Source organism: Micromonospora sp. WMMD723 (assembly GCF_049863385.1).
Lineage (GTDB): Bacteria > Actinomycetota > Actinomycetes > Mycobacteriales > Micromonosporaceae > Micromonospora > Micromonospora wenchangensis.
On record NZ_JBMKNR010000001.1, the window covers coordinates 4370854 to 4392586 of the forward strand.

Annotated in this window: 20 protein-coding genes; 11 read left to right on the top strand and 9 right to left on the bottom strand. The window is 75.4% G+C overall.

The genetic code is table 11. From position 1 onward, the window contains the following. Nucleotides 1-15 precede the first annotated feature (15 nt). Nucleotides 16-999, bottom strand: a complete 984-nt coding sequence (locus ACN261_RS19305; protein ID WP_204927686.1) for a YihY/virulence factor BrkB family protein — start codon at nucleotides 997-999, stop codon at nucleotides 16-18. Nucleotides 1000-1166: 167 nt separating this feature from the next. Here ACN261_RS19305 and ACN261_RS19310 point away from each other — a divergent pair, with 167 nt between their 5' ends. Further along, on the top strand, nucleotides 1167-1568 hold the full coding sequence (locus ACN261_RS19310; protein ID WP_421486721.1) for a ChaB family protein: 402 nt from the start codon (nucleotides 1167-1169) through the stop codon (nucleotides 1566-1568). 51 nt (nucleotides 1569-1619) lie between these two features. Here ACN261_RS19310 and ACN261_RS19315 read toward each other — a convergent pair whose 3' ends face one another. Continuing rightward, the gene (locus tag ACN261_RS19315; protein ID WP_425851412.1) at nucleotides 1620-3053 is read right to left on the bottom strand and encodes an aldehyde dehydrogenase family protein; all 1434 of its coding nucleotides are present in this window, start codon (nucleotides 3051-3053) and stop codon (nucleotides 1620-1622) included. Nucleotides 3054-3123: 70 nt separating this feature from the next. Between ACN261_RS19315 and ACN261_RS19320 the strand changes: the two genes are divergently transcribed. Continuing rightward, the gene (locus ACN261_RS19320) at nucleotides 3124-4728 is read left to right on the top strand and encodes a phytoene desaturase family protein (RefSeq protein WP_421486723.1); all 1605 of its coding nucleotides are present in this window, start codon (nucleotides 3124-3126) and stop codon (nucleotides 4726-4728) included. Between the two features lie 28 nt (nucleotides 4729-4756). On the opposite strand, the gene ACN261_RS19325 is transcribed toward ACN261_RS19320, so the two are convergent. Next, complete coding sequence (locus tag ACN261_RS19325; protein ID WP_421486724.1) at nucleotides 4757-5524, bottom strand: polyprenol monophosphomannose synthase; 768 nt, start codon at nucleotides 5522-5524, stop codon at nucleotides 4757-4759. 89 nt (nucleotides 5525-5613) lie between these two features. Next, on the bottom strand, nucleotides 5614-6063 hold the full coding sequence (locus ACN261_RS19330) for an SRPBCC family protein (RefSeq protein ID WP_307826362.1): 450 nt from the start codon (nucleotides 6061-6063) through the stop codon (nucleotides 5614-5616). 186 nt (nucleotides 6064-6249) lie between these two features. Between ACN261_RS19330 and ACN261_RS19335 the strand changes: the two genes are divergently transcribed. From ACN261_RS19335 to ACN261_RS19370, 8 genes are read left to right on the top strand one after another with little or no spacing between them, the layout of a single operon-like run. Further along, nucleotides 6250-7956 (top strand): HAD-IIIA family hydrolase, encoded by a 1707-nt coding sequence (locus tag ACN261_RS19335; RefSeq protein ID WP_425851415.1) that lies wholly within the window; start codon nucleotides 6250-6252, stop codon nucleotides 7954-7956. Continuing rightward, nucleotides 7953-8927, top strand: coding sequence for a glycosyltransferase (locus tag ACN261_RS19340; RefSeq protein ID WP_421486726.1), 975 nt, complete (start codon nucleotides 7953-7955; stop codon nucleotides 8925-8927). Before ACN261_RS19335 ends, ACN261_RS19340 begins: the two co-directional genes overlap by 4 nt. After that, nucleotides 8912-10129 carry a glycosyltransferase gene (locus ACN261_RS19345; RefSeq protein ID WP_421486727.1) on the top strand — a complete coding sequence of 406 codons (1218 nt, stop codon included), beginning with the start codon at nucleotides 8912-8914 and terminating at the stop codon, nucleotides 10127-10129. The genes ACN261_RS19340 and ACN261_RS19345 overlap by 16 nt, the downstream gene beginning before the upstream one ends. Further along, complete coding sequence (locus tag ACN261_RS19350) at nucleotides 10129-10911, top strand: D-sedoheptulose-7-phosphate isomerase (protein ID WP_421486728.1); 783 nt, start codon at nucleotides 10129-10131, stop codon at nucleotides 10909-10911. Before ACN261_RS19345 ends, ACN261_RS19350 begins: the two co-directional genes overlap by 1 nt. After that, a complete protein-coding gene (locus ACN261_RS19355; protein WP_425851419.1) occupies nucleotides 10908-12401 on the top strand; it encodes a PfkB family carbohydrate kinase in 1494 nt (497 codons plus the stop codon). The genes ACN261_RS19350 and ACN261_RS19355 overlap by 4 nt, the downstream gene beginning before the upstream one ends. Continuing rightward, nucleotides 12398-13099: an SDR family oxidoreductase gene (locus tag ACN261_RS19360; RefSeq protein WP_425851421.1), complete on the top strand. Its 702-nt coding sequence runs from the start codon at nucleotides 12398-12400 to the stop codon at nucleotides 13097-13099. The genes ACN261_RS19355 and ACN261_RS19360 overlap by 4 nt, the downstream gene beginning before the upstream one ends. Then, nucleotides 13096-14118, top strand: coding sequence for a glycosyltransferase family 9 protein (locus ACN261_RS19365; protein WP_425851423.1), 1023 nt, complete (start codon nucleotides 13096-13098; stop codon nucleotides 14116-14118). Before ACN261_RS19360 ends, ACN261_RS19365 begins: the two co-directional genes overlap by 4 nt. Before the next feature lies 1 nt (nucleotide 14119). Continuing rightward, nucleotides 14120-15103 (top strand): DNA topoisomerase IB, encoded by a 984-nt coding sequence (locus ACN261_RS19370; protein ID WP_421486732.1) that lies wholly within the window; start codon nucleotides 14120-14122, stop codon nucleotides 15101-15103. Between the two features lie 201 nt (nucleotides 15104-15304). Here ACN261_RS19370 and ACN261_RS19375 read toward each other — a convergent pair whose 3' ends face one another. From ACN261_RS19375 to ACN261_RS19395, 5 genes are all read right to left on the bottom strand, one after another. Next, nucleotides 15305-16336 carry a helix-turn-helix domain-containing protein gene (locus ACN261_RS19375; RefSeq protein ID WP_425851426.1) on the bottom strand — a complete coding sequence of 344 codons (1032 nt, stop codon included), beginning with the start codon at nucleotides 16334-16336 and terminating at the stop codon, nucleotides 15305-15307. Nucleotides 16337-16566: 230 nt separating this feature from the next. Next, nucleotides 16567-17070 (bottom strand): hypothetical protein, encoded by a 504-nt coding sequence (locus ACN261_RS19380; RefSeq protein ID WP_425851428.1) that lies wholly within the window; start codon nucleotides 17068-17070, stop codon nucleotides 16567-16569. A gap of 61 nt (nucleotides 17071-17131) precedes the next feature. Further along, nucleotides 17132-18763, bottom strand: a complete 1632-nt coding sequence (locus ACN261_RS19385) for a RecQ family ATP-dependent DNA helicase (RefSeq protein WP_425851430.1) — start codon at nucleotides 18761-18763, stop codon at nucleotides 17132-17134. 173 nt (nucleotides 18764-18936) lie between these two features. Next, nucleotides 18937-19887 (bottom strand): TIGR03557 family F420-dependent LLM class oxidoreductase, encoded by a 951-nt coding sequence (locus ACN261_RS19390; protein ID WP_425851432.1) that lies wholly within the window; start codon nucleotides 19885-19887, stop codon nucleotides 18937-18939. A gap of 95 nt (nucleotides 19888-19982) precedes the next feature. Further along, nucleotides 19983-20105 carry a hypothetical protein gene (locus ACN261_RS19395; protein ID WP_269756964.1) on the bottom strand — a complete coding sequence of 41 codons (123 nt, stop codon included), beginning with the start codon at nucleotides 20103-20105 and terminating at the stop codon, nucleotides 19983-19985. Between the two features lie 139 nt (nucleotides 20106-20244). On the opposite strand from ACN261_RS19395, the gene ACN261_RS19400 reads away from it, so the two are divergent. Continuing rightward, entirely contained in the window at nucleotides 20245-21732 is a 1488-nt protein-coding gene (locus ACN261_RS19400) for a glycoside hydrolase family 3 protein (RefSeq protein WP_425851434.1), read from the top strand. The last annotated feature ends 1 nt before the right edge of the window (nucleotide 21733 follow it).

Here is a 21733-nt window from a genome sequence, read left to right on the forward strand (position 1 = left end):
GCCGAACCCGACGGGTCACGAACCGGCGGTGGCCTTCGGCGGCAGCACCGGCTCACCCGGGTCGTCCTCGCCCGCCTGCAACCTGCGTCCGCGCTGCAACTCCGCGTTGATCTGCACCCCGAACATCAGCGCCGAGTTCGACAGGTACAGCCACACCAGGAAGGCGATGACCGCGCCCAGGCTGCCGTAGGTGACGTCGTACGAGCCGAAGTTGGCCACGTACAGGCCGAAGCCGAAGGAGACGACGATCCAGGACAGCAACGCCACCGCCCCACCCGGGGTGAGCCACCGGAACCGGGGCTGCCGGACGTTGGGGGCGATCCAGAACATCAGCGACAACAGCGTCATCATCACCATGGCCAGCACCGGCCACTTCGCGACGCTCCACGTCGTGCGGGCCAGTCCGCCCGCGCCCACCAGGTCACCCACCGCGTCGGTCACCGGGCCACTGACGATCAGACCCAGCGCCACCACGGCGAGCAGCAGCAGGGACAGCGCGGCCATCCCGATCTGCAACGGGCGCAACCGGTAGAACGGCCGGCCCTCCTCGACGCCGTAGATCGCGTTGGAGGCCCGGGTGAACGCGCCGATGAAGCCGGAGGCCGACCACAACGCGCCCGCCAACCCGAAGCTGAGCAGCACCTTCGTGCCGCTCTGCTGGTCGACCACCGTGCGCACCACCGAGACGAAACCCTCGTTGCCGACCACCGAACCGGCCCCGATGTCGCGGGCCAGGTCCAGCACGGTGTCCACCGTCCGCTCGCCGTCGGAGACCAGCCCCACCAGGGCCACCACCACGACCGTGGACGGGAACAGGGCGAGCACCCCGTAGTAGGTCAACGCCGCCGCCCAGTCGGCGCAGTTGTCCTTCACGAAACCCCGCCCGCTGCGGACCAGCACCCCCCGCCAGGTGGACCAGCTCAACTGGCGCATCCGCCGGGGAATCCGTAGCTGCGGTCCGTCATCGGCGACCGTGGTCGGCTCCGTCGTCGCTGCCATGTTCGGCTCCTCGTCGCCCGACGACCCGGCGGACCCGGCGTCCGGCGCGCGTCTGGGCGGGGCGGTACCCGACGGCGGAAATCGACAAACCCGACGTCGGTGTTTGCCGGTGCCGGCCCAGGGAACGGTTCGGTCAGCCAGACGAAGTCGACGCGGAGGAGGACGGGATGCCCGGGCGCGAGGTACTGCCCAGCACGCTGCGACGCTCCCCGGAGAAGGCGCAGCGCACCTGGGAGAAGACGCACGACTCGGCGGTGGAGACCTACGGCGAGGGGGAGCGCGCGCACCGCGCCGCCTTCGCCGCCGTCAAGCACAGCTTCGAGAAGGTCGGCGACCACTGGGAGCCGAAGGGCCGCAAGGGGCCCAGCGACCGGCAGGCCGAGGGCGGTGGCCCCGCCCGCCGGGCCCCCACCGCCGGTGGGGTGGACGCCAACGCCACCAAGGACCACCTGATGCAGGTGGCGAAGAAACTGGACGTGCCCGGCCGCAGCCGGATGACCAAGCCGGAACTGGTCAAGGCCATCGCGAAGGCCAACGACCGGGCCACCCGCAAGGCCCGCGGCGACTGACCGGGGGTACGCGCGGAACGCGGGGCCGCCCCGGTTCGGGGCGGCCCCGGCTCACCAGTGCCCGCCGGCCGGCGGCTGCAGGTGCACCGCCTTGACCGTGCTGAACTCGTCCAGCAGCTCCGGGCCGTACCCGAAGCCCTGGCCGCTGCCCCGGCGCGGCTGCGCGGCACCACCCGGCGCGCCCCCGAACACCGCGTTGACCTTCACGGTGCCCACCGGCAGCTCCCGAAAGGCCCGCTGGGCGTGGCTCATCGACCCGGTCAGCACCGTCGCCGCCAGCCCGTACGGCGAGTCGGCGGCACACCGCAGTGCCTCGCTGAACGAGTCCACCGTCACCACCGCCGCCACCGGCCCGAACGTCTCCTCCCGGACCAGGGGCATCTCCTGCCGGCAGTCGGTGACCACCGTCGCCGGATAGAACGCCCCCGGCCCGTCCGGCAGCACCCCACCGGCGCGCAGCGTCGCCCCCTGCGCCACCGCCGCCGTGACCTGCCCGTGCACCTGGTCGCGGTGCCGCCTGTCGACCAGCGGGCCCAGCTCGGTCGCCGGGTCGCGGCCCGGCCCGACGACCAGCGCCCCGGCCCGCTCCACCAGCGCGTCGACGAAGTCCTCGGCGACGTCGCGGTGCGTGTAGATCCGCTCCACCGCCACGCAGAGCTGCCCGGCGTTGGCGAACGCCCCGAGGGCCGCCTGTTCGGCCGCCCAGCGTGGGTCCACCCCGGCGTCGACCACCAACGGGTCGCTGCCGCCGTTCTCCAGCAACGCCTTGGCCCCGGTGCGGGCGCAGGCCGCCGCGATCGCCCGGCCGGTCGCGGTGGCCCCGACGTGCGCCACCACGTCCACCGGCTGCGCGGCCAGCGCCGCACCCACCTCCGCACCCCCGGTCAGCAGGGACAGCACGCCGGCCGGGAACACCCCGTCGAACAGCCGGGCCAGCAGCCACCCGGTGACCGGGGTCCGCTCGCTCGGCTTGTAGAGCACCACGTTGCCGGTGACCAGGGCCGCGCCGAGCAGCCCGCAGGAGACCGCCACCGGGTCGTTCCACGGGGTGATCGCGGCGACCACGCCCCGCGCCTGCGGCAGCATGAAGTCGATCGCGTCACCGTCGCCGTGCAGCGTCCGGCCGCCACGCAGCGGGCCCAGCTCGGCGTACTGGCGCAGCGTGCCGACGCCGGCCGCCACCCCGCCCCGGGCGTCGCCCAACGGCTTGCCCATCTCCGCCGTCGTCGCGGCAGCCAGCTCCTCGGCTGCCGCCGCCACCGCGTCCGCCGCCTCGTGCAGCAGCGCCGCCCGCCCGGCCGCCGGCGTCGCCGCCCACCCGGCGGCCACCTCGCGGGCCGCCCCCACCGCCTTGGCGACCTCGTCGGTCGTCGCCACCGGCACGGTGCCGACCGGTCGGCCGTCCGCCGGATCGACGACGGTCAGCTCACCGCCCGCCCCGCCCGCGCCCCACACCCCACCGATGAGTTGCTCCACCCGGTACATGCGGCGGGATGCCCCGCTCCCGTCGAAGCAAACACGTTTCGCCCGGTTGCCCGCCGGGTAGCCGGATCTGATGATCTCGCCGGGCACGGACACCGCGGACGCCGTCGTCATCGGCGCCGGACACAACGGCCTGGTGGCCGCCAACCTGCTCGCCGACGCCGGCTGGGACGTCCTGGTGCTGGAGGCGACCGGCGCGCCGGGCGGGGCGGTCCGCTCCGCCGAGGTCACCGCCCCCGGCTACCTCAGCGACCTGTACAGCTCCTTCTACCCCCTCGGGTACGCCTCGCCGGTGCTGGCCGGCCTCGACCTGCCCCGCTACGGGCTGACCTGGACGCACGCCCCCGACGTGCTGGCCCACCTGCTGCCCGACGGGCGCGCCGCGGTGATCAACCGGGACCTGGACACCACCGCCGCCTCGCTGGAGGCGTTCGCCCCCGACGACGGGGACCGCTGGCGGCACGCGTACGCCGACTGGGCGCAGGTGGCCGGGCCGATGCTCGACGCCATCACCACCCCCTTCCCCCCGGTACGCGGCGGGCTGGGCCTGCTGCGCCAACTGCGGGTCGGCGGCGCGCTGCGGCTGGCCCGCCGGCTGGTCCTGCCGGTGCGCAAACTCGGCAGCGAACTGTTCACCGGCGAGGGCGGCCCCGCGCTGCTGGCCGGCTGCGCCCTGCACACCGACCTGTCCCCCGAGGAGGCCGGCTCCGGCGTCTACGGCTGGCTGCTGGCCATGCTCGGCCAGCAGGTCGGCTGGCCGGTGCCGGTCGGCGGCGCGCAGCGGATCACCGACGCGCTGGTGGCCCGGCTCACCGAGCGGGGCGGCCGGATCAGCTACCGGGCGGAGGTCGACCGGGTGCTGACCGCCCGGGGCCGGGCGGTCGGGGTGCGCACCGTCGGCGGGCAGCTGTGGCGGGCCCGCCGGGCGGTGCTCGCCGACGTCCCCGCCCCCGCCCTCTACCTGGATCTGGTCGGGGCCGCCCAGCTACCGCCGCGGCTGGTCGAGGACCTGGCCCACTTCCGCTGGGACGGCTCCACCCTCAAGGTCGACTGGGCGCTGTCCGCCCCGCTGCCGTGGACCAACCCGGCGGTGGCCGGCGCCGGCACCGTGCACCTGGGCGCCGACCTCGACGGGCTCACCAGTTACTCCGCCGAACTGGCCCGGGGTGAGATCCCGACGAAGCCGTTCCTGCTGGCCGGGCAGATGACCACCGCCGACCCGACGCACTCGCCGGCCGGCACCGAGTCGCTGTGGGCGTACACCCACCTGCCGTTCCGGCGGGACTGGCGGGCCGAGGACGTCGCCCGCCAGGTGGACCGGATGGAGGACGTGCTGGAGGCCGCCGCCCCCGGGTTCCGCAGCCTCGTCGTCGGCCGGCACGTCGCCGGGCCGGCCGAGCTGGAGCGGGGCGACCCGAGCCTGGTCGGCGGGGCGCTGGGCGGCGGCACCGCCGCGGCGTACCAGCAGCTGTTCCTGCGCCCGATCCCCGGCCTGGGTCGGGCCGACACCCCGGTCGACCGGCTCTACCTGGCCAGCGCGTCGGCACACCCCGGCGGCGGGGTGCACGGCGCGCCGGGCGCGAACGCCGCCCGGGCGGCGCTGGCCCGTGACCGCGCCGTCACCGGTGGCCTGTACGCCGGCGTCATCGACGCCGCGCACCGGACGCTCTACCGCTGAACCGTCCACCCACGACCCCGCTGCGGGGTCAGGAGTCCAGGTTGCGGTGCCGGGTACGCAGCTTGAACGGCATCAGCGCGCTCTCCACCTTGGTCGCGGTGGTCATCTTGGACAGGCCGTCGCGCCGCTCCTCGAACCGGATCGGCACCTCCAGGATGGTGTGCCCCAGCTTGGTGGCCAGGTAGTGCATCTCCACCTGGAAGCTGTAACCGTTCGACTGCACGCGGTGCAGGCCGATGTCGCGCAGCGCGTCCGCCCGCCAGATCTTGAAGCCGGCGGTCAGGTCGCGGATGCGCACCCGCAGCAGGGTGTGCACGTAGAGGTTGGCCCAGCCGCTGAGCGCCCGCCGGTAGAGCGGCCACGCCTCGTCGAGCTGCCCGCCCGGCACGTAGCGGGAACCGATCACCACCCCCGCCTGGGTGGACAGCAGCGCACCCAGCATCCCGGGCAGCGCCTCCGGCGGGTGCGACAGGTCGGCGTCCATCTGCGCCACGTACTCCGCGCCGCCGTCGAGGGCCCGGCCGATGCCGTCCACGTACGCCCGGCCCAGGCCCTCCTTGCCGGCCCGGTGCACGACCTGCACCCGGTCCGGGTTCTCGATGGCCAGTTTGTCGGCCACCTCACCGGTGCCGTCGGGTGAGTTGTCGTCCGCGACGAGCACCTTCAGGCCCGGCAGCGGAAGGGTCAGCAGCCGTTCGACCAGCACCGGGAGGTTGCCCGCCTCGTTGTAGGTGGGGACCACGACGGTCAGGCGTGCGTCCCGCCACGGTGACGGCAGCTCCACGGGTTCGATCATCTCGGACATCCTCAGTCGGGGTCGGCATTCCCCCACAGGGTAGCCAAAAGCCCGACGGGACCCCGCCGAGGCTCCCCGCGACCGCCCGGTCACCGTTCGGCGCGCTCGTCGGCCTTCTGCCGGGTGGCGATGTCGGAGAGCCGGCGCAGCGTCTCCTTGTTGCGCTGGTGCAGCACCAGGTCGTTGAGCTTGTTGCGGACCCAGCGCAACGGGCCGGCGGCGAAGTCCTCGCCGATGCGGACCCGGGTCGCGCCGTCGCCTTCCGGGGTCAGCGTGAACACCACGACCGCCTCCCCGGCCGGCCACAGGCCGGCCCGCAGCACCAGCCGGTGCGGCGGCTCGCAGACCAGCACCGTCGAGGCGTCCTCCAGGGAGAACGGCCAGGGACCGGCCCGGTGGTGCAGTCGGGTACCGACCCGGGGCCACTGCGCGTCGACGTCACGCACGTGCACCGTGCCGACCACCCAGTCGCTGTACGTCCAACCGTCGGCCAGCACGTCGAAGACCTGCTGCGGGGGTGCATCGATCACTTTCTCCACGACTGCCACCGCTGACCAGTACCCGGGCCCGCCCGGCCTAACCCGCCGCGTTAGCTTCTCCGGGGCGACGGGTAACGCTGCGCCGACGCGGGCGGGTCGACGGCGCGTGCCGGCCCGACGCCGCCGGGCGGCGTACCGCCCGGTAGGGCCAGGTTTACTCCCCGGGGCCTCGGGAACCCGCCGCCCGTGCGACGGGACGCGGAGCCGTATCAGCGCAGGTCAGCCCGGGTTGATCCGGTCGCTGGCCGGGACGGCCGCGCACTGTACGACGCGGTGCTGCTCGACCGCGACGGCACCCTGATCGAGGACGTGCCGTACAACGGCGACCCCGACAAGGTACGGCCGGTGCCCGGCGCGCGGGCGGCGCTGGACCGGCTGCGCGCCGCCGGGCTGCGGCTCGGCGTGGTCACCAACCAGTCGGGGCTGGCCCGGGGGCTGTTCACCGCCGCCCAGTTGCGGGCGGTCAACGCCCGGGTCGAGGAGCTGCTCGGCCCCTTCGACACCTGGCAGTGCTGCCCGCACGACGAGCGGGCCGGCTGCGCCTGCCGCAAACCCGCGCCCGGTATGGTGCACGCCGCCGCGCGGGCGCTCGGCACCACCCCGCAGCGCTGCGTGCTGGTCGGGGACATCGCCGCCGACCTGGGGGCCGCCGCCGCGGCCGGTGCCGCCGGGGTGCTCGTGCCCACCCCGGCCACCCGGGCCGTCGAGGTGGCCGCCGCCGGGCAGGTCGCCGCCGACCTGCCCGCCGCCGTGGAGTTGATCCTGACCCGGTCCGCTCTGGTCGCCGGGCCACCGCCGCGCCGGGCCGGCACCGTGCTGGTGGCCCGCAGCGACTCCGCCGGGGACGTCCTGGTCACCGGCCCGGCCGTGCGGGCCGTCGCCGCGTACGCCGAGCGGGTCGTGCTGCTGTGCGGCCCCCGGGGCCGCGCCGCCGCCGCCCTGCTGCCCGGCGTCGACGAGATCGTCGAGTGGCCGCTGCCCTGGATCGACGGCGCACCCGACCCGGTCGACCCGGCGGACATCGACCGGCTCACCGACCGGCTGCGTGCGGTACGCGCCGACGAGGCGGTCGTGTTCACCTCGTTCCACCAGTCACCGCTGCCGCTCGCGCTGCTGCTGCGGCTGGCCGGCGTGCCGAGGGTCAGCGCGATCAGCGACGACTATCCGGGCTCGCTGCTCGACGTGCGGCACCGGGTCCCCGCCGGGCTGCCCGAGCCGGAGCGGGCGCTGTCGCTGGCCGCCGCCGCCGGGTTCACGCTGCCGGCCGGCGACGATCCGCGACTGCGGGTCCGCACCGACCGGGTGCCGCCGGCGCCGGCCGGGCTCGGCGGCCCCGGATACCTGGTGCTGCACCCCGGTTCGGCGGTGCCGAGCCGGGCCGTGCCACCCGAGCTGGCGGCCCGGATCGTGCGGACGCTCACCGCCGCCGGGCACCGGGTGGCGGTCACCGGCGGACCCGACGAGACGGCGCTGACCGCCCGGGTGGCCGGCGACACCGGCCTCGACCTGGGCGGCCGGACGGGTCTGGCCGACCTGGCCGGGGTGCTCGCCGACGCCGGTGCGCTGGTGGTCGGCAACACCGGGCCGGCGCACCTGGCTGCCGCGCTGGGCGTGCCGGTGGTCAGCCTGTTCGCCCCCACCGTCCCCTACGGACAGTGGGGGCCCTACCGGGTGCCGACGGTCCGGTTGGGCGACGCCGCCGCGCCGTGCCGGGACACCCGGGCCACGGTCTGCCCGGTGCCCGGCCACCCCTGCCTGTCGGCCGTCGAACCGGGCCGGGTCCTCGACGCGGTACGCCTGCTCGGCGTCCCCGCCGACGCCCCGGTCGGCCCGGCCGGGGTGACGCGGTCCGGGGTGACGCCGGTGACGGCCGGGCGGGGGAGTGACCGATGAACATCCTGCTCTGGCACGTGCACGGCTCCTGGACCACGTCCTTCGTGCACGGCAGGCACCGCTACCTGGTGCCGGTCACCCCGGACCGGGGCCCGTACGGGCTGGGCCGGGCGCGTACCTACCCGTGGCCGGACAGCGCCGTCGAGGTGACCCCGGAGCAGTTGCGTCACGCCGACGTCGACGTGGTGCTGCTGCAACGCCCCGAGGAGCACGACCTGGCCGGCGAGTGGCTCGGCCGGCCGGTGGGTCGGGCCGTGCCGGCGGTCTACGTCGAGCACAACACCCCGAAGGGCGACGTGCCTGACACCCGGCACCCGATGGCCGACCGGGACGACCTGCTGCTCACCCACGTCACCCACTTCAACGAGCTGTTCTGGGACAACGGGTCCACCCGCACCGCCGTCGTCGAACACGGCGTGGTGCCGCCCGCGGTGACCTGGACCGGTGAGCTGGACCGGCTCGCCGTGGTGATCAACGAGCCGGTACGCCGGGGCCGGATCACCGGCACCGACCTGCTCGCCCGGTTCGCCGAGATCGCCCCGTTGGACGTCTTCGGCATGAAGGTGGCCGGGCTCGCCGACCACCTCGGACTGCCGGCCGACCGGCTGACCAGCCACGACGACGTCCCGCAGCACCGGATGCACGCCGAGCTGGCCCGGCGGCGGGCCTACCTGCACCTGTGCCGGTGGACCTCGCTCGGGTTGAGCCTGATCGAGGCGATGACGATCGGCATGCCGGTGGTCGCGCTGGCCACCACCGAGGCCGTGCAGGCGGTGCCCCCCGGGGCGGGGGCGCTGTCCACCCGGGTCGACACCCTGCTGACCGCCGCCGCCCGGTTCGTCGCCGACCCCGCCGAGGCCCGCCGGGCGGGTGCGCAGGCGCGTACCGCCGCGCTGGGCCGTTACGGCCTGGACCGTTTCCTCGCCGACTGGGACCGCCTGCTGGAGGAGGAAGTATGCGCATCGCGATGATCTCCGAGCATGCCAGCCCGCTCGCCGTGCTGGGCGGTGAGGACGCCGGTGGGCAGAACACGCATGTCGCGGAACTCTCCGCCGCGCTGGTGGCGGCCGGCCACGACGTCCGGGTCTACACCCGGCGCGACGCCGTCGACCTGCCGGTCGCCGTGCGTGCCCCGGACGGGTACGAGGTGGTGCACGTGCCCGCCGGGCCGGCCGAGCCGGTCGCCAAGGATGCCCTGCTGCCGCACATGAAGGAGTTCAGCCACTGGCTCACCGACCGCTGGCGGGGCGGGGACTGGGTGCCCGAGGTGGTGCACGCGCACTTCTGGATGAGCGGGCTGGCCGCGTTGGCCGCCGGCCGGCAGACCGGGGTGCCGGTGGTGCAGACGTACCACGCGTTGGGCACGGTCAAGCGACGTCACCAGGGGGTGCAGGACACCAGCCCGGCCCGGCGGATCGGCTACGAACGGGAACTGGGGTGCGCCGTCGACCGGGTCGTCGCCCAGTGCCGCGACGAGGTGGGGGAACTGGTCCGGCTCGGCGTCCCCCGGTCCCGGATGACCGTCGTGCCGTCCGGGGTGAACCTGGACACCTTCGCCCCGCTCGGCCCGGCCGTCGACCGCGACGCCGACCGGCCCCGGGTGCTCACCGTCGGCCGGCTGGTGGAACGCAAGGGCTTCCAGACGGTGATCCGGGCGATGGCCCTGGTGCCCGACGCCGAGTGCGTGGTCGTCGGCGGGCCGCCCGCCGGGTTGCTGGAGACCGACCCGTACGCCCGGCGACTGCGGGCGCTCGCCGGCACCTGCGGGGTGGCCGACCGGGTCCGGCTGGTCGGGGCGGTGCCCCGGGAGGAGATGGGCCGCTGGTACCGGTCGGCCGACGTGCTGGTCGCCGCCCCCTGGTACGAACCGTTCGGGCTGACCCCGCTGGAGGCGATGGCCTGCGGCGTGCCCGTCGTCGGCACAGCGGTCGGCGGCATCCGGGACACCGTGGTCGACGGGGTGACCGGTGACCTGGTGCCGGCCCGGGACCCGCAGGCGCTGGGTGCCGCGCTGGCCGGCCTGCTCGGCGACCCGGCCCGCCGCTACGGCTACGCCACCGCCGCGTTGCAGCGGGCCCGCCGCAGCTACTCGTGGGCCACCGCCGCCGACCGGTTGACCGAGGTGTACGCCGAGGTCGCCGCCGTACGCAGGCCGAGCCGGGTGGTCGCCTGATGACGACCTCGACCCGGGCGGCGCGGGCCGGCCTGCTCGACGCGCACCTGACCCTGCTGGCCGAGGCGCTGCTGCCGTACCGTGCGGCGGAGCCGTTGCTGGCCCGCTGGGGCACCGAGCTGGCCGGCATCCTGGTCGGCGGCGGGCGGTTGCTGGTCGCCGGCAACGGGGGCAGCGCCGCCGAGGCCCAGCACCTCACCGCCGAACTGGTCGGCCGGCTGCGCGACGAGCGCCGGCCGCTGTCGGCGATCGCCCTGCACGCCGAGACCTCCGCGTTGACCGCGATCGGCAACGACTACGGCTACGACGAGGTCTTCGCCCGGCAGGTGCGGGCCCACGGCCGTCCCGGTGACGTCCTGCTGCTGATGTCCACCAGCGGGTCCAGCGGCAACCTGCTCGCCGCCGTGGCGGCCGCCCGGGAGGTCGGGCTGCGCTGCTGGGCGTTCACCGGCCCGACACCGAACCCGCTCGCCGACGCCTGCCACGAGGCGCTGGGCGTCGCCTCGCCGGACAGCCAGGTGGTGCAGGAACTGCACCTGGTCTCCACCCACGTGCTCTGCGAGTACGTCGACCGGGCGTTGCCCACGGCGCTGACCGCGCTGGCCGGCCAGGCGGCGGCCAGTGCCGCCGCGTCGCCGGCCCCGCCCGTGGACCCCGCCGGCCCCCCGGTGGATCCGCCCGGGGCGGCGGACCGGTCGGTGGCCGACGACGGGCCGGTACGGGCCGGGGTGGAGGTGGTCGTCGACCCGGCGGCCGACGGGCGACGCGGGGACCCGGCGTGAGGGGCCCGCTGGTGGTGGTCGGGGACACCCTGCTCGACCGGGACGTCGAGGGGGTGGTGAACCGGCTGTGCCCCGACTCGCCGGTGCCGGTGCTGGACGAGACGGCCGCCGCCGACCGGCCCGGCGGGGCCGGCCTGGCCGCCGTGTTCGCCGCCGCCGCGGGTGCCGAGGTGGCGCTGGTGACCGCGCTCGCCGACGACGCCGGGGCGGCCCGGCTCAGCTCCCTGCTCACCGCCGCCGGGGTGCAGGTGTACGGCCTGCCGCTGGCCGGGGCCACCCCGGAGAAGGTCCGGCTGCGGGCCCGGGGCCGGGTGCTGCTGCGCCACGACCGGGGTGGCGTGGCGGGCGAACCCGGCCCACCCGGCGAGGCGGTGCTGCGGCTGCTCGCCGGGGCATCCGCCGTGCTGGTCAGCGACTACGGCCGGGGGGTGGCCCGACAGCCGGCGCTGCGGGCGGCGCTGGCCGCGACCCGCGCCCCGGTGGTCTGGGACCCGCACCCCCGGGGCCCGGTCGCGGTGCCGGGGGTGCGGCTGGTCACCCCGAACGAGCCGGAGGCCCGGGAGTTGGCCAAGGTGCCGCCGGGCGGGTCCCGGCTGGCGGTCGCCGCCCGCGCCGGCCAGGGGCTGCGGGAACGCTGGCGGGCCGGCGCGGTGGTGGTGACCCTCGGTGGTGACGGCGCGCTGCTCTGCTCCGCCGGGGCGACGCCGCTGATGGTCTCCGCGCCGGTCAGCGCCGAGGGGGACACCTGCGGGGCGGGGGACCGGTTCGCCTCGGCCGCCGCGGTGGCGCTCGCCGGGGGCGCGCTGGTCTCCGAGGCGGTCCAGGCGGCCGTCGGAGCGGCGTCGGCGTACGTGGCGGACGGCGGAGTGGCCGCCGCGCTGCCCCCACCGGTTCGGGACTGCCCGCCGGTGCTGGTCGGCGGCGGGGAACGGATCGGGGCCGCCGCGGCGGGCGCGGTGGTGGCCGAGGTCCGGGCGGCCGGCGGCACCGTGGTCGCCACCGGGGGCTGCTTCGACCTGCTGCACGCCGGGCACGTGGCGACGTTGCAGGCCGCCCGGCAGCTCGGCGACTGCCTGGTGGTCTGCCTCAACTCCGACGCCAGCGTCACCGGCCTCAAGGGCCCCGACCGGCCGGTGATCCCGCAGGGCGACCGGGCCCGGCTGCTCGCGGCGTTGAGCTGCGTCGACGCGGTGGTGGTCTTCGACGAGCCCACCCCGCACGCGACGTTGGGCTGGCTGCGGCCCGACATCTGGGTCAAGGGCGGGGACTACGCCACCGGCGTCGGCGACGGACCGGGCCTGCCGGAGGGTGAGCTGTTGCGCCGGTGGGGCGGGGACAGCGTGGTGGTGCCGTACCTGGACGGGCGCTCCACCACCGACATGATCGCGGCCGCCCGGGGTGAACGCCGGCGCACCGGCCCGACCGGCGACGTGCGGCCGGAACCCGCCGGGGCCCGCCCGGCACATCCGACGACGAAGGGAGCACGATGAGCAGCAGTCCACCCGGTGCCGGTCCGGCCGTCCTGGTCACCGGCGGGTCGAGCGGTCTCGGCGCGGCGGTGGTCACCGCCGTCGCGCGGGCCGGCGGACGACCGCTGGTGCTGGACCGGCAGCCCCCCGACGACGGGGTGCCGTGGATCGAGTGCGACCTGGCCGACACCCGGGCCGCCGAGGAGGCCACCCGGGACCTGGCCGAGCGGGTCGGCGGGCTGGACGCGGTGGTGACCGCCGCTGGCATGGACGTGCCCGGCAAACTGGCCGACGTCCCCCGCGACACCTGGGAACGGATCGTCGTGGTGGACCTGCTCGCCACGGTGGCGGTGGTCCGGGCCGCGCTGCCCTACCTGGAGGCGTCCCGGGGCAACGTCGTCACGGTCGCCTCCACCCTGGGTGTCAAGGCGGTCGGGGACGCCACCGCGTACTGCGCGGCGAAGTTCGGGGTGGTCGGGTTCACCCGGTCGCTCGCCGCCGAGCTGGCCGGCAGCGTCGGGGTGACCCTGCTCATCCCCGGCGGGATGCGGACCGCGTTCTTCGACGACCGTGACCCGCAGTACCGCCCGGGGCCGGACGCGAAGCTCAACGACCCGGCCGACACCGCCGCCGCGATCATGTTCGCGCTCTCCCAGCCGCCCGGCAGCGCCGTGCGGGAGCTGGTGGTCTGCGCCGAGCAGGAGACCTCGTACCCGTGATCCTGGTGCTGCGGGCGCTCGGCGTCGGTGACCTGGCCACGGCGGTGCCCGCGCTGCGCGCCCTGCGGGCCGGGCACCCGGGCGAGGAACTGGTGCTGGCCGCGCCGGCCTGGCTGGGCCCGCTGGTCGAGCTGGTCGGCGGGGTCGACCGGCTGCTGCCCACCGACGACCTCGGCCCGCCGCCCTGGCCCGTCCCGCCGTCGGCCGGCCGGTGGCCCGGTCGGCCCCCGGGTGGCGTCCCACCGTGGTCCGGGCCGCCCCCGGGCGGTGCGCCGGCCTGGTCCGGGCCGCCGCCGGAGGTGGCGGTGAACCTGCACGGACGCGGGCCGCGTTCGCACCTGATGCTGGCCGGCGCGGGCCGGCTGGTGGCCTTCCGGTGCCCGCCGGCCGGGCACCGCGACGGACCCGACTGGGACGACGACGAGCACGAGGTGGACCGCTGGTGCCGGCTGCTCGACTGGTACGGCATCCCGGCCGACCGCACCGACCTGGCGTTGCACCGCCCGCCGCCCGGCCGGCTGCCGGCCGGGGTGACCGTGGTGCACCCGGGCAGCAAGGTCGAGGCGAAGCGGTGGCCGGCGGACCGGTTCGCCGCGCTGGCCCGGCGGCTGGCCGACCGGGGGCACCGGGTGGTGGTTACCGGCTCGGCCGGCGAACGGGACCTGGCCGACCGGGTGGCGGCCGGCGCCGGCCTGCCCCACTCGGCGGTGCTGGCCGGCCGGACCGACCTGGGTGAGCTGGCCGCCCTGGTGGCCGCCGCCCGGCTGGTGGTCAGCGGGGACACCGGGGTCGGTCACCTGGCCACCGCCTACCGGGTCCCGTCGGTGCTGCTGTTCGGCCCGGTGCCGCCGGCCCGCTGGGGCCCGCCGGCCGACCGGCCGTGGCACCGGGTCCTCTGGGCGGCGGGCGAGGATTGCGCCGCCGGGCCGGGGGTAGGTACGGCGGCGAGATGGGCGGCGCTCCCGGTCGACCGGGTGCTGGCCGCCGTGGACGAGGCCGAGGAAACGGTACGGGTCTGAGGTGCGACTGAGGCGCAGTGATCCGGGTCGGGCGGGCTACGGGCGTCGCCGGCGCGGCAAGGGCTGGACCTTCCTGGACCGGCACGGTGAGCGGGTCCGGGACCCGGACACGCTGGCCTGGTTGTCCGAGCTGGTGATCCCGCCGGCCTGGTCCGACGTGTGGATCGCGCCGTACCCCAACGGGCACATCCTGGCCACCGGCACCGACGCCGCCGGCCGACGGCAGTACCTCTACCACCCGCAGTGGCGGCGCAAGCGGGACGAGGCGAAGTTCGACCACGTGCTGGAGGTGGCCCGTCGGCTGCCGACCCTGCGCGAGCGGATCGCCGGTGACCTGACCGGGCGGGGGCTGAACCGGGACCGGGTGCTGGCCACCGTCGCCCGGCTGCTCGACATGGGCGCCTTCCGGGTCGGCAACGAGCAGTACGCCGTCGGGGAGGACGCCACCTTCGGCGTGTCCACCCTGCGTCCGGAGCACGCCCGGTCCCGGGGCGGCTGCGTGGTCTTCGAGTTCCCGGCCAAGGGCGGCATCGAGCAGGTCCGCCGGATCGAGGACCCGCAACTGTGCCGGGTGCTGACCACCCTGCGGCGGCGACGGCGTACCGAGGAGCGGCTCTTCGGCTACTGGGACGGGCGGACCTGGCGGGACGTGCGCAGCGACGAGGTCAACGGCTACCTGCGCGACGCCAGCGGCGGCGAGATGACCGCGAAGGACTTCCGCACCTGGCACGCCACCGTCCGGGCGGCCACGGAACTGGCGACCGTGGGGACGCAGCGTTCGGTGACGGCGCGTCGCCGGGCGGTGGCCGGGGTGATGCGGGAGGTCGCCGACCTGCTCGGCAACACCCCCACGGTGGCCCGTACGTCGTACGTGGATCCCCGGGTGGTCGACCTCTACCACGACGGCGTGGTGCTGCCGGTGCCCGCCGACGCCCCGCGGGAGCAGGTCGAACGGTCGGTGCTAGAGCTGCTGGAGGAGACCTGACCGACCCCGCCGCAGGTCCTGGGGGAGGCGCGACGGGGTCGGGGCCGGTGCGGCCGGGAGGGCCATCCGGGGCGACGGCGGTCGCGCGCCGGGCGGGCTGCGGCACCGGGCGGCCGTCCGTGACCCATCCGGGTCACGGACGCCACGCCGCGGTCCCCCGTTACCGTCGGGCCGGCCGCTCGGGTGACCGCCGGCCCGCTGTCAGTATGTCGGTCCCGGGTTGACTGCGGACGCCGTGCTGTTGACGATCCGTGCCTGTTGCAGGTGCTGTATCCGGTACTCCTGGGGGGTGAGCCGGTGGGCGGCGCGGAAGGCCCGGCTGAAGTGGGCCTTGTCCCGGAAACCCCAGCGCGCGGCGACGGCCTGCACCGGCCGGTGGGCAAGCGTCGGGTCGGCCAGGTCCCGCCGGCACCGCTCCAACCGCAGCTCCCGGATGTACGACGCCACCGTGGCGTGCTCCTCCTCGAAGAGCCGGTGCAGGCTGCGTACCGAGATGTGGTGCGCCTCGGCGATGGTGGCCGGGGTCAGCCCGGCGTCGCCGAGCCGCCGCTGGACGTACGCCCGCACCTGGGTGAGCAGCGCCCGGCGGCGTACCTCCCGGGGCATCTCGTCCTCGGCGACCAGGTAGCGGCCGAGCATGGTGGAGATCAGGTCCAGCGCCACCCCGCCCAGCCGTTCGGCGTCGGCCTGCTGGTACTGCTCCGGATGGGTGGCGATCCGGGTCAGGTACTGGGCGACCAGCGCGCCGATCCCCTCGCCGGCCGACATCCGGCCGGCCAGCAGCGGGGCGAGCTGGTCCGGGGTGAGCGGGATCGCCCCGTACGGGATCAACGCGACCACCGAGGTGGCGTGCTGCGCGTCGCCGTCACCGAAGTGGCTCACCTCGTGCGGCCGGGAGCCGTCGTAGAAGGTGAACTCATCGGCGTCGAGGCGGCTCCGGCGCCCGGCCTGCCCGGCGACGCCGGTGCCGCTGGTGGTGAGGGCGAGCAGGTGGAAGTCCACCTCGGTGCGGCGGACCAGCTTCGCGGTGCGGACCGCCTCCAGCGACGGGTACCGGTAGCGCACCAGCCGGATCGGGCCCAGCTCGACGAACTCGGCGCGGGCCCGGAAGTCGTGCTGGTGGTCGGAGCGGATCCGCAACGGTGTGGAGGTGCGGGCGACCAGGTCCAGCCACATCCCGAACCGTTCCGTCGGTGGCAGTTGTTCAGTGTCGATCACCGTGCGGTGCACCATGTCCGGCCTCCCCCGTCGGCGGGCACTTCCCCTCCATTCTGGACGAAGACCCCACGGGCCCGCTCCGCGCGGGGGTCGTGGGGTCTGTCGATGCCGCTGTTTCGCCGACATAGCGGCATCGGAGCGCCCGGGATACCGCACGATCGGCGACCTCGGGTCGATCACCACCACGAAACGGCGACGGGCCGGGCCGCCGTCAGGCTGGCCCGGCCCGTCGCCGTGGGTCGACGTCAGTCGTTGAGGACCTGGGAGAGGCGGTCGCGGAACTTCCGCTCCGAGTCGCTGACCTGGTCGCCGCCGAGGCCGAGCAGCCCTCCGCTGGACGCCGCCCCGACCACCTGGTCGGCGATCTCCACCAGCCAGTGCCGGTACGCCCCGGCCTCGCCCTCGTCCACCTTCGCGGCCAGCAGGGTGGCCGCCTGCCCGGCCCGGACCAGCACGTCGTCGATGAGCGCCTGCGGGTCGGCCGGCGAGATCACCGGCAGTTCCTCGCCGGCCTCCGGGTCGCCCACCCGGGAGACGATCTCCCCGGCGACGGCGGCGACGAGCGGGCTCGCCGACTCCCGGCCGGCGGCGATGGTCTCCAGCCCGGCCGCGTTCTCGGCGCGGGTGCGCCGGGCACCGTCCGACTCGGCGGCGCTGGCCGCGGTCAGGACCGACTGCGGCAGGCCGACAAGCAGCCCCCACTCCTCGTCGGAGAACCCGAACCCGGTGTACGCCGGCTGTTCGATCACGACTGAGCCCCTCTCGATCGTTCCACTGCGGGCACCGCCCCCGGCGGTCGCCCGGGTCAGGCTAGTCCAGCGTCAGCAGACCCTGTTCGGACACCACGCGCACGGAGAGCGTCTTGTAACCCACCTCGTCGAAGAGCACCGTCATCCGGTCCTCCTCGTAGTTGAGCACCAGGCCGGGACCCCACTCCGGGTGCCGGACCTGGCTGTGCACCGGGAACGGGCCGACCGCGCCGTCGCTCGCCACGCTGGTGCCGGCGTGGCAGTTGTCGCAGTGCCCGCAGACCTGCGACATCTGCTCGCCGAAGTAGGCCAGCAGCACCTGCCCCCGGCACCCGGTGGTCTCGGCGAAGGCGCGCATCATGTCGGTACGCGAGCGGGTCACCGTCTGCTGCCGTTCGGCCTCGGCCAGGGCCGCCGCGCCCGCCTCCGCCGGGGTGGGGGAGTAGCGCGGTGCGCCGATCTTCTGCCCGGCCCGGGGTTCGGCCGCCCCGATCTGCTCCAGCAGGGCCAGGTACTGCCCGAGCTTGCGCGGCCCGAGGCCGGTCGTCTCGCGCAGCGCCTTCTTGGTCGTCGCCCGGCGACGCAGCAGCGCGGCCAGGTCCCGCAGTTCGGTCTCGTCCGGCAGGCCGCCGGAGAAGTAGCGCTGCAGGCCGACGTCCTCGGCCCGCCACAGCAGCAGCACCCGGGCCGGCGCACCGTCGCGCCCGGCCCGGCCGATCTCCTGGAAGTAGCTGTCCGGCGAGTCGGGCAGCGCCATGTGCACCACCCAGGCGATGTTCGGCTTGTCGATGCCCATGCCGAACGCCGAGGTCGCCACCATGATCGGCACCTGGTCGGCGAGGAACGCCTCGTGCAGCCCGTGCCGGGCGGCGGTGGGCATCCCGCCGTGGTAGTACTCTGCCGGGAACCCGGCCGTGGTCAGCCGTTCGGCCAGCTCCTCGGCGGCCCGCCGGGTCGGCACGTAGATGATGCCGGGCCGCTCGTCGTCACGCAGCAGCGCGATCAGCCGCCGCCAGCGGTAGTCGTCGGTGGGGCAGTGGGCGACCTCGACGAACAGGTTCGGCCGGTCCAGCCCGGAGACCACCACCTCGGGGTCGCGTAGCCGCAGCCGGGCGATGATGTCGTCGCGTACCGGCGGGGAGGCGGTGGCGGTCAGCGCCACCACCGGCGGCCGGCCGAGACCGTCGATCAGGTGGCCCAACGCCAGGTAGTCGGGGCGGAAGTCGTGCCCCCACGCCGAGATGCAGTGCGCCTCGTCGATCGCCACCAGGGCCGGTTGCAGCGACCTCACCTCGGCCATCCGGTCGGGGTTGGCCAGCGCCTCCGGGGTGATGAAGAGGAACTCCGCCCGCCCCTGCCGGATCTCCTCGATCGCCTCGGCCTGCTGGGCGGCGCTCTCGTCCGAGCTGATCCGCACGGCGCGCAGCTCGGGGCGCTGGCGTTCGTTGAGCGCGGCGATCTGGTCCTGCTGAAGGGCCAACAGGGGGGAGATCACCACCGTCGGCCCGGGGATCAGGCTCGCCGGGATCTGGTAGATCGCCGACTTGCCGGCTCCGGTGGGGAGCACCACCAGGGCGTCGCGTCGTTTCATCACCGCGCGCATGGCGGCGAGCTGGTTGGGCCGCAGCGCTTTCCAGCCGAACAGGCTGCGCGCCGCGCGGCGCAACGTCGTCGAGTGCATGGACAGCTTCATCGAGGGCCGGAGGTACCCGGGTGGATCGGCGGCGAAACCGCTCCCACCGGATCGGGCACACCGCCCACGGTGGCCGGTACGTCACAGGTCAGGCGCGGTGACCGGGCGCGCACACGTGATCGACCACGGGTCACCGACGGCGGTGCGTGTCGGTGACCCGTGGACGGTGGAATTCAGCTCAGGTGGGGGAGCACCTCGCGCTGGTAGAGGTCGAACAGGCCCTGCCAGTGCGGGCCGGTGTTGGCGACGTAGACCTCGTCGAAGCCGGCCTTGGCGTACCTGTCGATCATCTCCAGGTGGGCGTCGGCGCGGTTGCCGCAGACGAAGCCCTGCCGCACCTGCTCGGGCGTGACGAGTTGGGCCGCCTGCTCGAAGTGCCGGGGGGAGGGCAGCACCTGGGACAGCTCGCCCGGCACCCCGGCGTTGGGCCACGTCTCGTAGGCGATCCGCGCGCCCTCGTCCTCGGTGTCGGCGTACGCGGTCTTGAAACCGGCCTGGCACGGCTTGTCGCCGCCGCCGTTGTCCCGGAACCGGCTGACCAGGTCGCCGTCGGGCATCATGCTGACGTAGCCGTCGCCGATCCGGGCGGCCAGGTCGACGGCCTTGGGCCCGAAGCCGGAGACGTACACCGGCGGGGGTGTGTCGGGCAGCGTGTAGACGCGGGCGTGTTCCACCGTGTAGTGCCGGCCGTGGTGGTTGACGAAGTCGCCCCGCCACAGTTCCCGCATCACCGTCACGGCCTCCTCCAGCATCTCCAGCCGCACGTCGGTCTGCGGCCAGGCGTCGCCGAAGATGTGTTCGTTGAGCGCCTCGCCGGTGCCGACGCCGAGAACGAACCGGCCGGAGTGCATGACGGCGCTGGTCGCCGCGGCCTGCGCCAGCACCGCCGGGTGGATGCGGACCGTCGGGCAGGTCACCGCGGTGCTCACCGGCAACGAGCTGACCTGGCTCAGCGCCCCGATGACGGACCAGACGAAGGGGCTCTGCCCCTGGGCGTCCGTCCACGGGTGGTAGTGGTCGGAGATCCACAGTGCCTGGAAACCGGCCCGCTCGGCGGCCCGGGCCTGCTCCAGCAGTTGCGCCGGGGTGTACTCCTCGCTGGACAGGAAGTAGCCGATCTTCATGGTGCCCCCTCGCCGGGCCCGCCGCCGGGTGCGGCGCGACCTCCGCCAGCGGTACCCAGGCGGGTGGGGGATCAGTCGGTCGGCGGCGGCCGAACTCAGCGGCGGCCGAACATGGCCCGGATGGCGGCCAGCAGCAGCAACCCGCCGACCACCAGGCCGAGCAGGCGTACGCCGGGGATGTCGGCCGGCGAGGTGGCGTCGGCGAGCGGCAGGTCCATGCCCGCACTGTCGCACGTCGCCCCGACCGACGCCAGACAGTAACAGTAAGGTTTATTGACTATTACCTTGCCCGGTGTGACCATGGCAGCACCGCGACGGCATCGGGCCGTCGACACGCGACGGGGGTACCGGGGCCGGATGAACGAGCGCAACCTGGCGGGTCTGGCCGCCACCGTCCTGCAACCCGGCTTCGTCGGCACCACCCCGCCCGACTGGGTCCGCCGGTGGCTGGCCGAAGGGCTCGGCGCGGTGGTGCTGTTCGCCCGCAACGTCGTCGACCCCGAACAGGTCGCCGCGCTCACCGCGACGCTGCGCGCCGAACGCCCCGACGTGCTGGTGGCCATCGACGAGGAGGCCGGCGACGTCACCCGGATCGAGTCCGGCCGGGGCAGCTCCCGTCCCGGCAACCTCGCCCTCGGCGCGGTCGACGACCCGACGCTCACCGAGGACGTGGCCCGCGACCTCGGCGTCGAACTCGCCGACCTCGGCGTCACCCTCAACTACGCCCCCGACGCCGACGTCAACATCAACCCGGCCAACCCGGTGATCGGCGTGCGGTCCTTCGGCGCCGACCCGCACCTGGTCGCCCGGCACACCGCCGCCTGGGTACGCGGCCTCCAGTCCGCCGGCGTCGCCGCCTGCGCCAAGCACTTCCCCGGCCACGGCGACACCCGGGTCGACTCGCACCACGACCTGCCCCGCATCGGGGCCAGCCGGGCCCGCCTGGAGGCCGGTGAGCTGGTCCCGTTCCGGGCCGCCGTCGCCGCCGGGGTGCAGGCGGTGATGACCGGGCACCTGCTGGTCCCCGCCCTCGACCCCGACCTGCCGGCCACCCTCAGCCACCGCATCCTCGGTGACCTGCTCCGCGAGGAGTTGGGCTTCTCCGGCGTGGTGGTCACCGACGCGGTGGAGATGCGCGCCGTCGCCGACCGGTACGGCTTCGCCGGCACCGCCGTCCGGGCCCTCGCCGCCGGGGCGGACGCGATCTGCGTCGGCGGCGAACGCGCCGACGAGGCCGCCGCCCGCTACCTGCGCGACGCGATCGTGGCCGCGGTGCTCGCCGGTGAGCTGCCCGAGGAACGCCTCGCCGAGGCCGCCAAGCGGGTCGGTCAGCTCGCCGAGTGGAGCACCGCCGCCCGCGCCGGCCGGCCCGACCCCGCCCCGCGTCCCACCGACGGCTCGCCGGTCGGCCTGACCGCCGCCCGGCGGGCGGTGCGGGTCAGCGGCGACGCGGTCGGCCGGCTGCCGCTGACCGCCGCCGCGCACGTGGTCGAGTTCGCCGCACCGCACAACATCGCGATCGGCGCGGAGACCCCGTGGGGTCTCGGGGCACCCCTGGCCGACCTGCTCCCCGGCACCACCACCGTCCGGCTCACCGAGGCCGACCTGCCCGCCGACCCGACCGGTGCGGCGGCCGGCCGGCCCCTGGTGCTGGTGGTGCGGGACCTGCACCGGCACCCGTGGATGCGGGCCGCGGTCGACCGGGCGCTGGCCACCCGGCCGGACGCCGTGATAGTCGAACTCGGCCTGCCCGAGCTGGTCACCGGCGGCCTGCACCTGGCCACCCACGGCGCGACCCGGGCCGCCGCCCGCGCCGCCGCCGAACTGCTCACCGGAACCCGCTGAC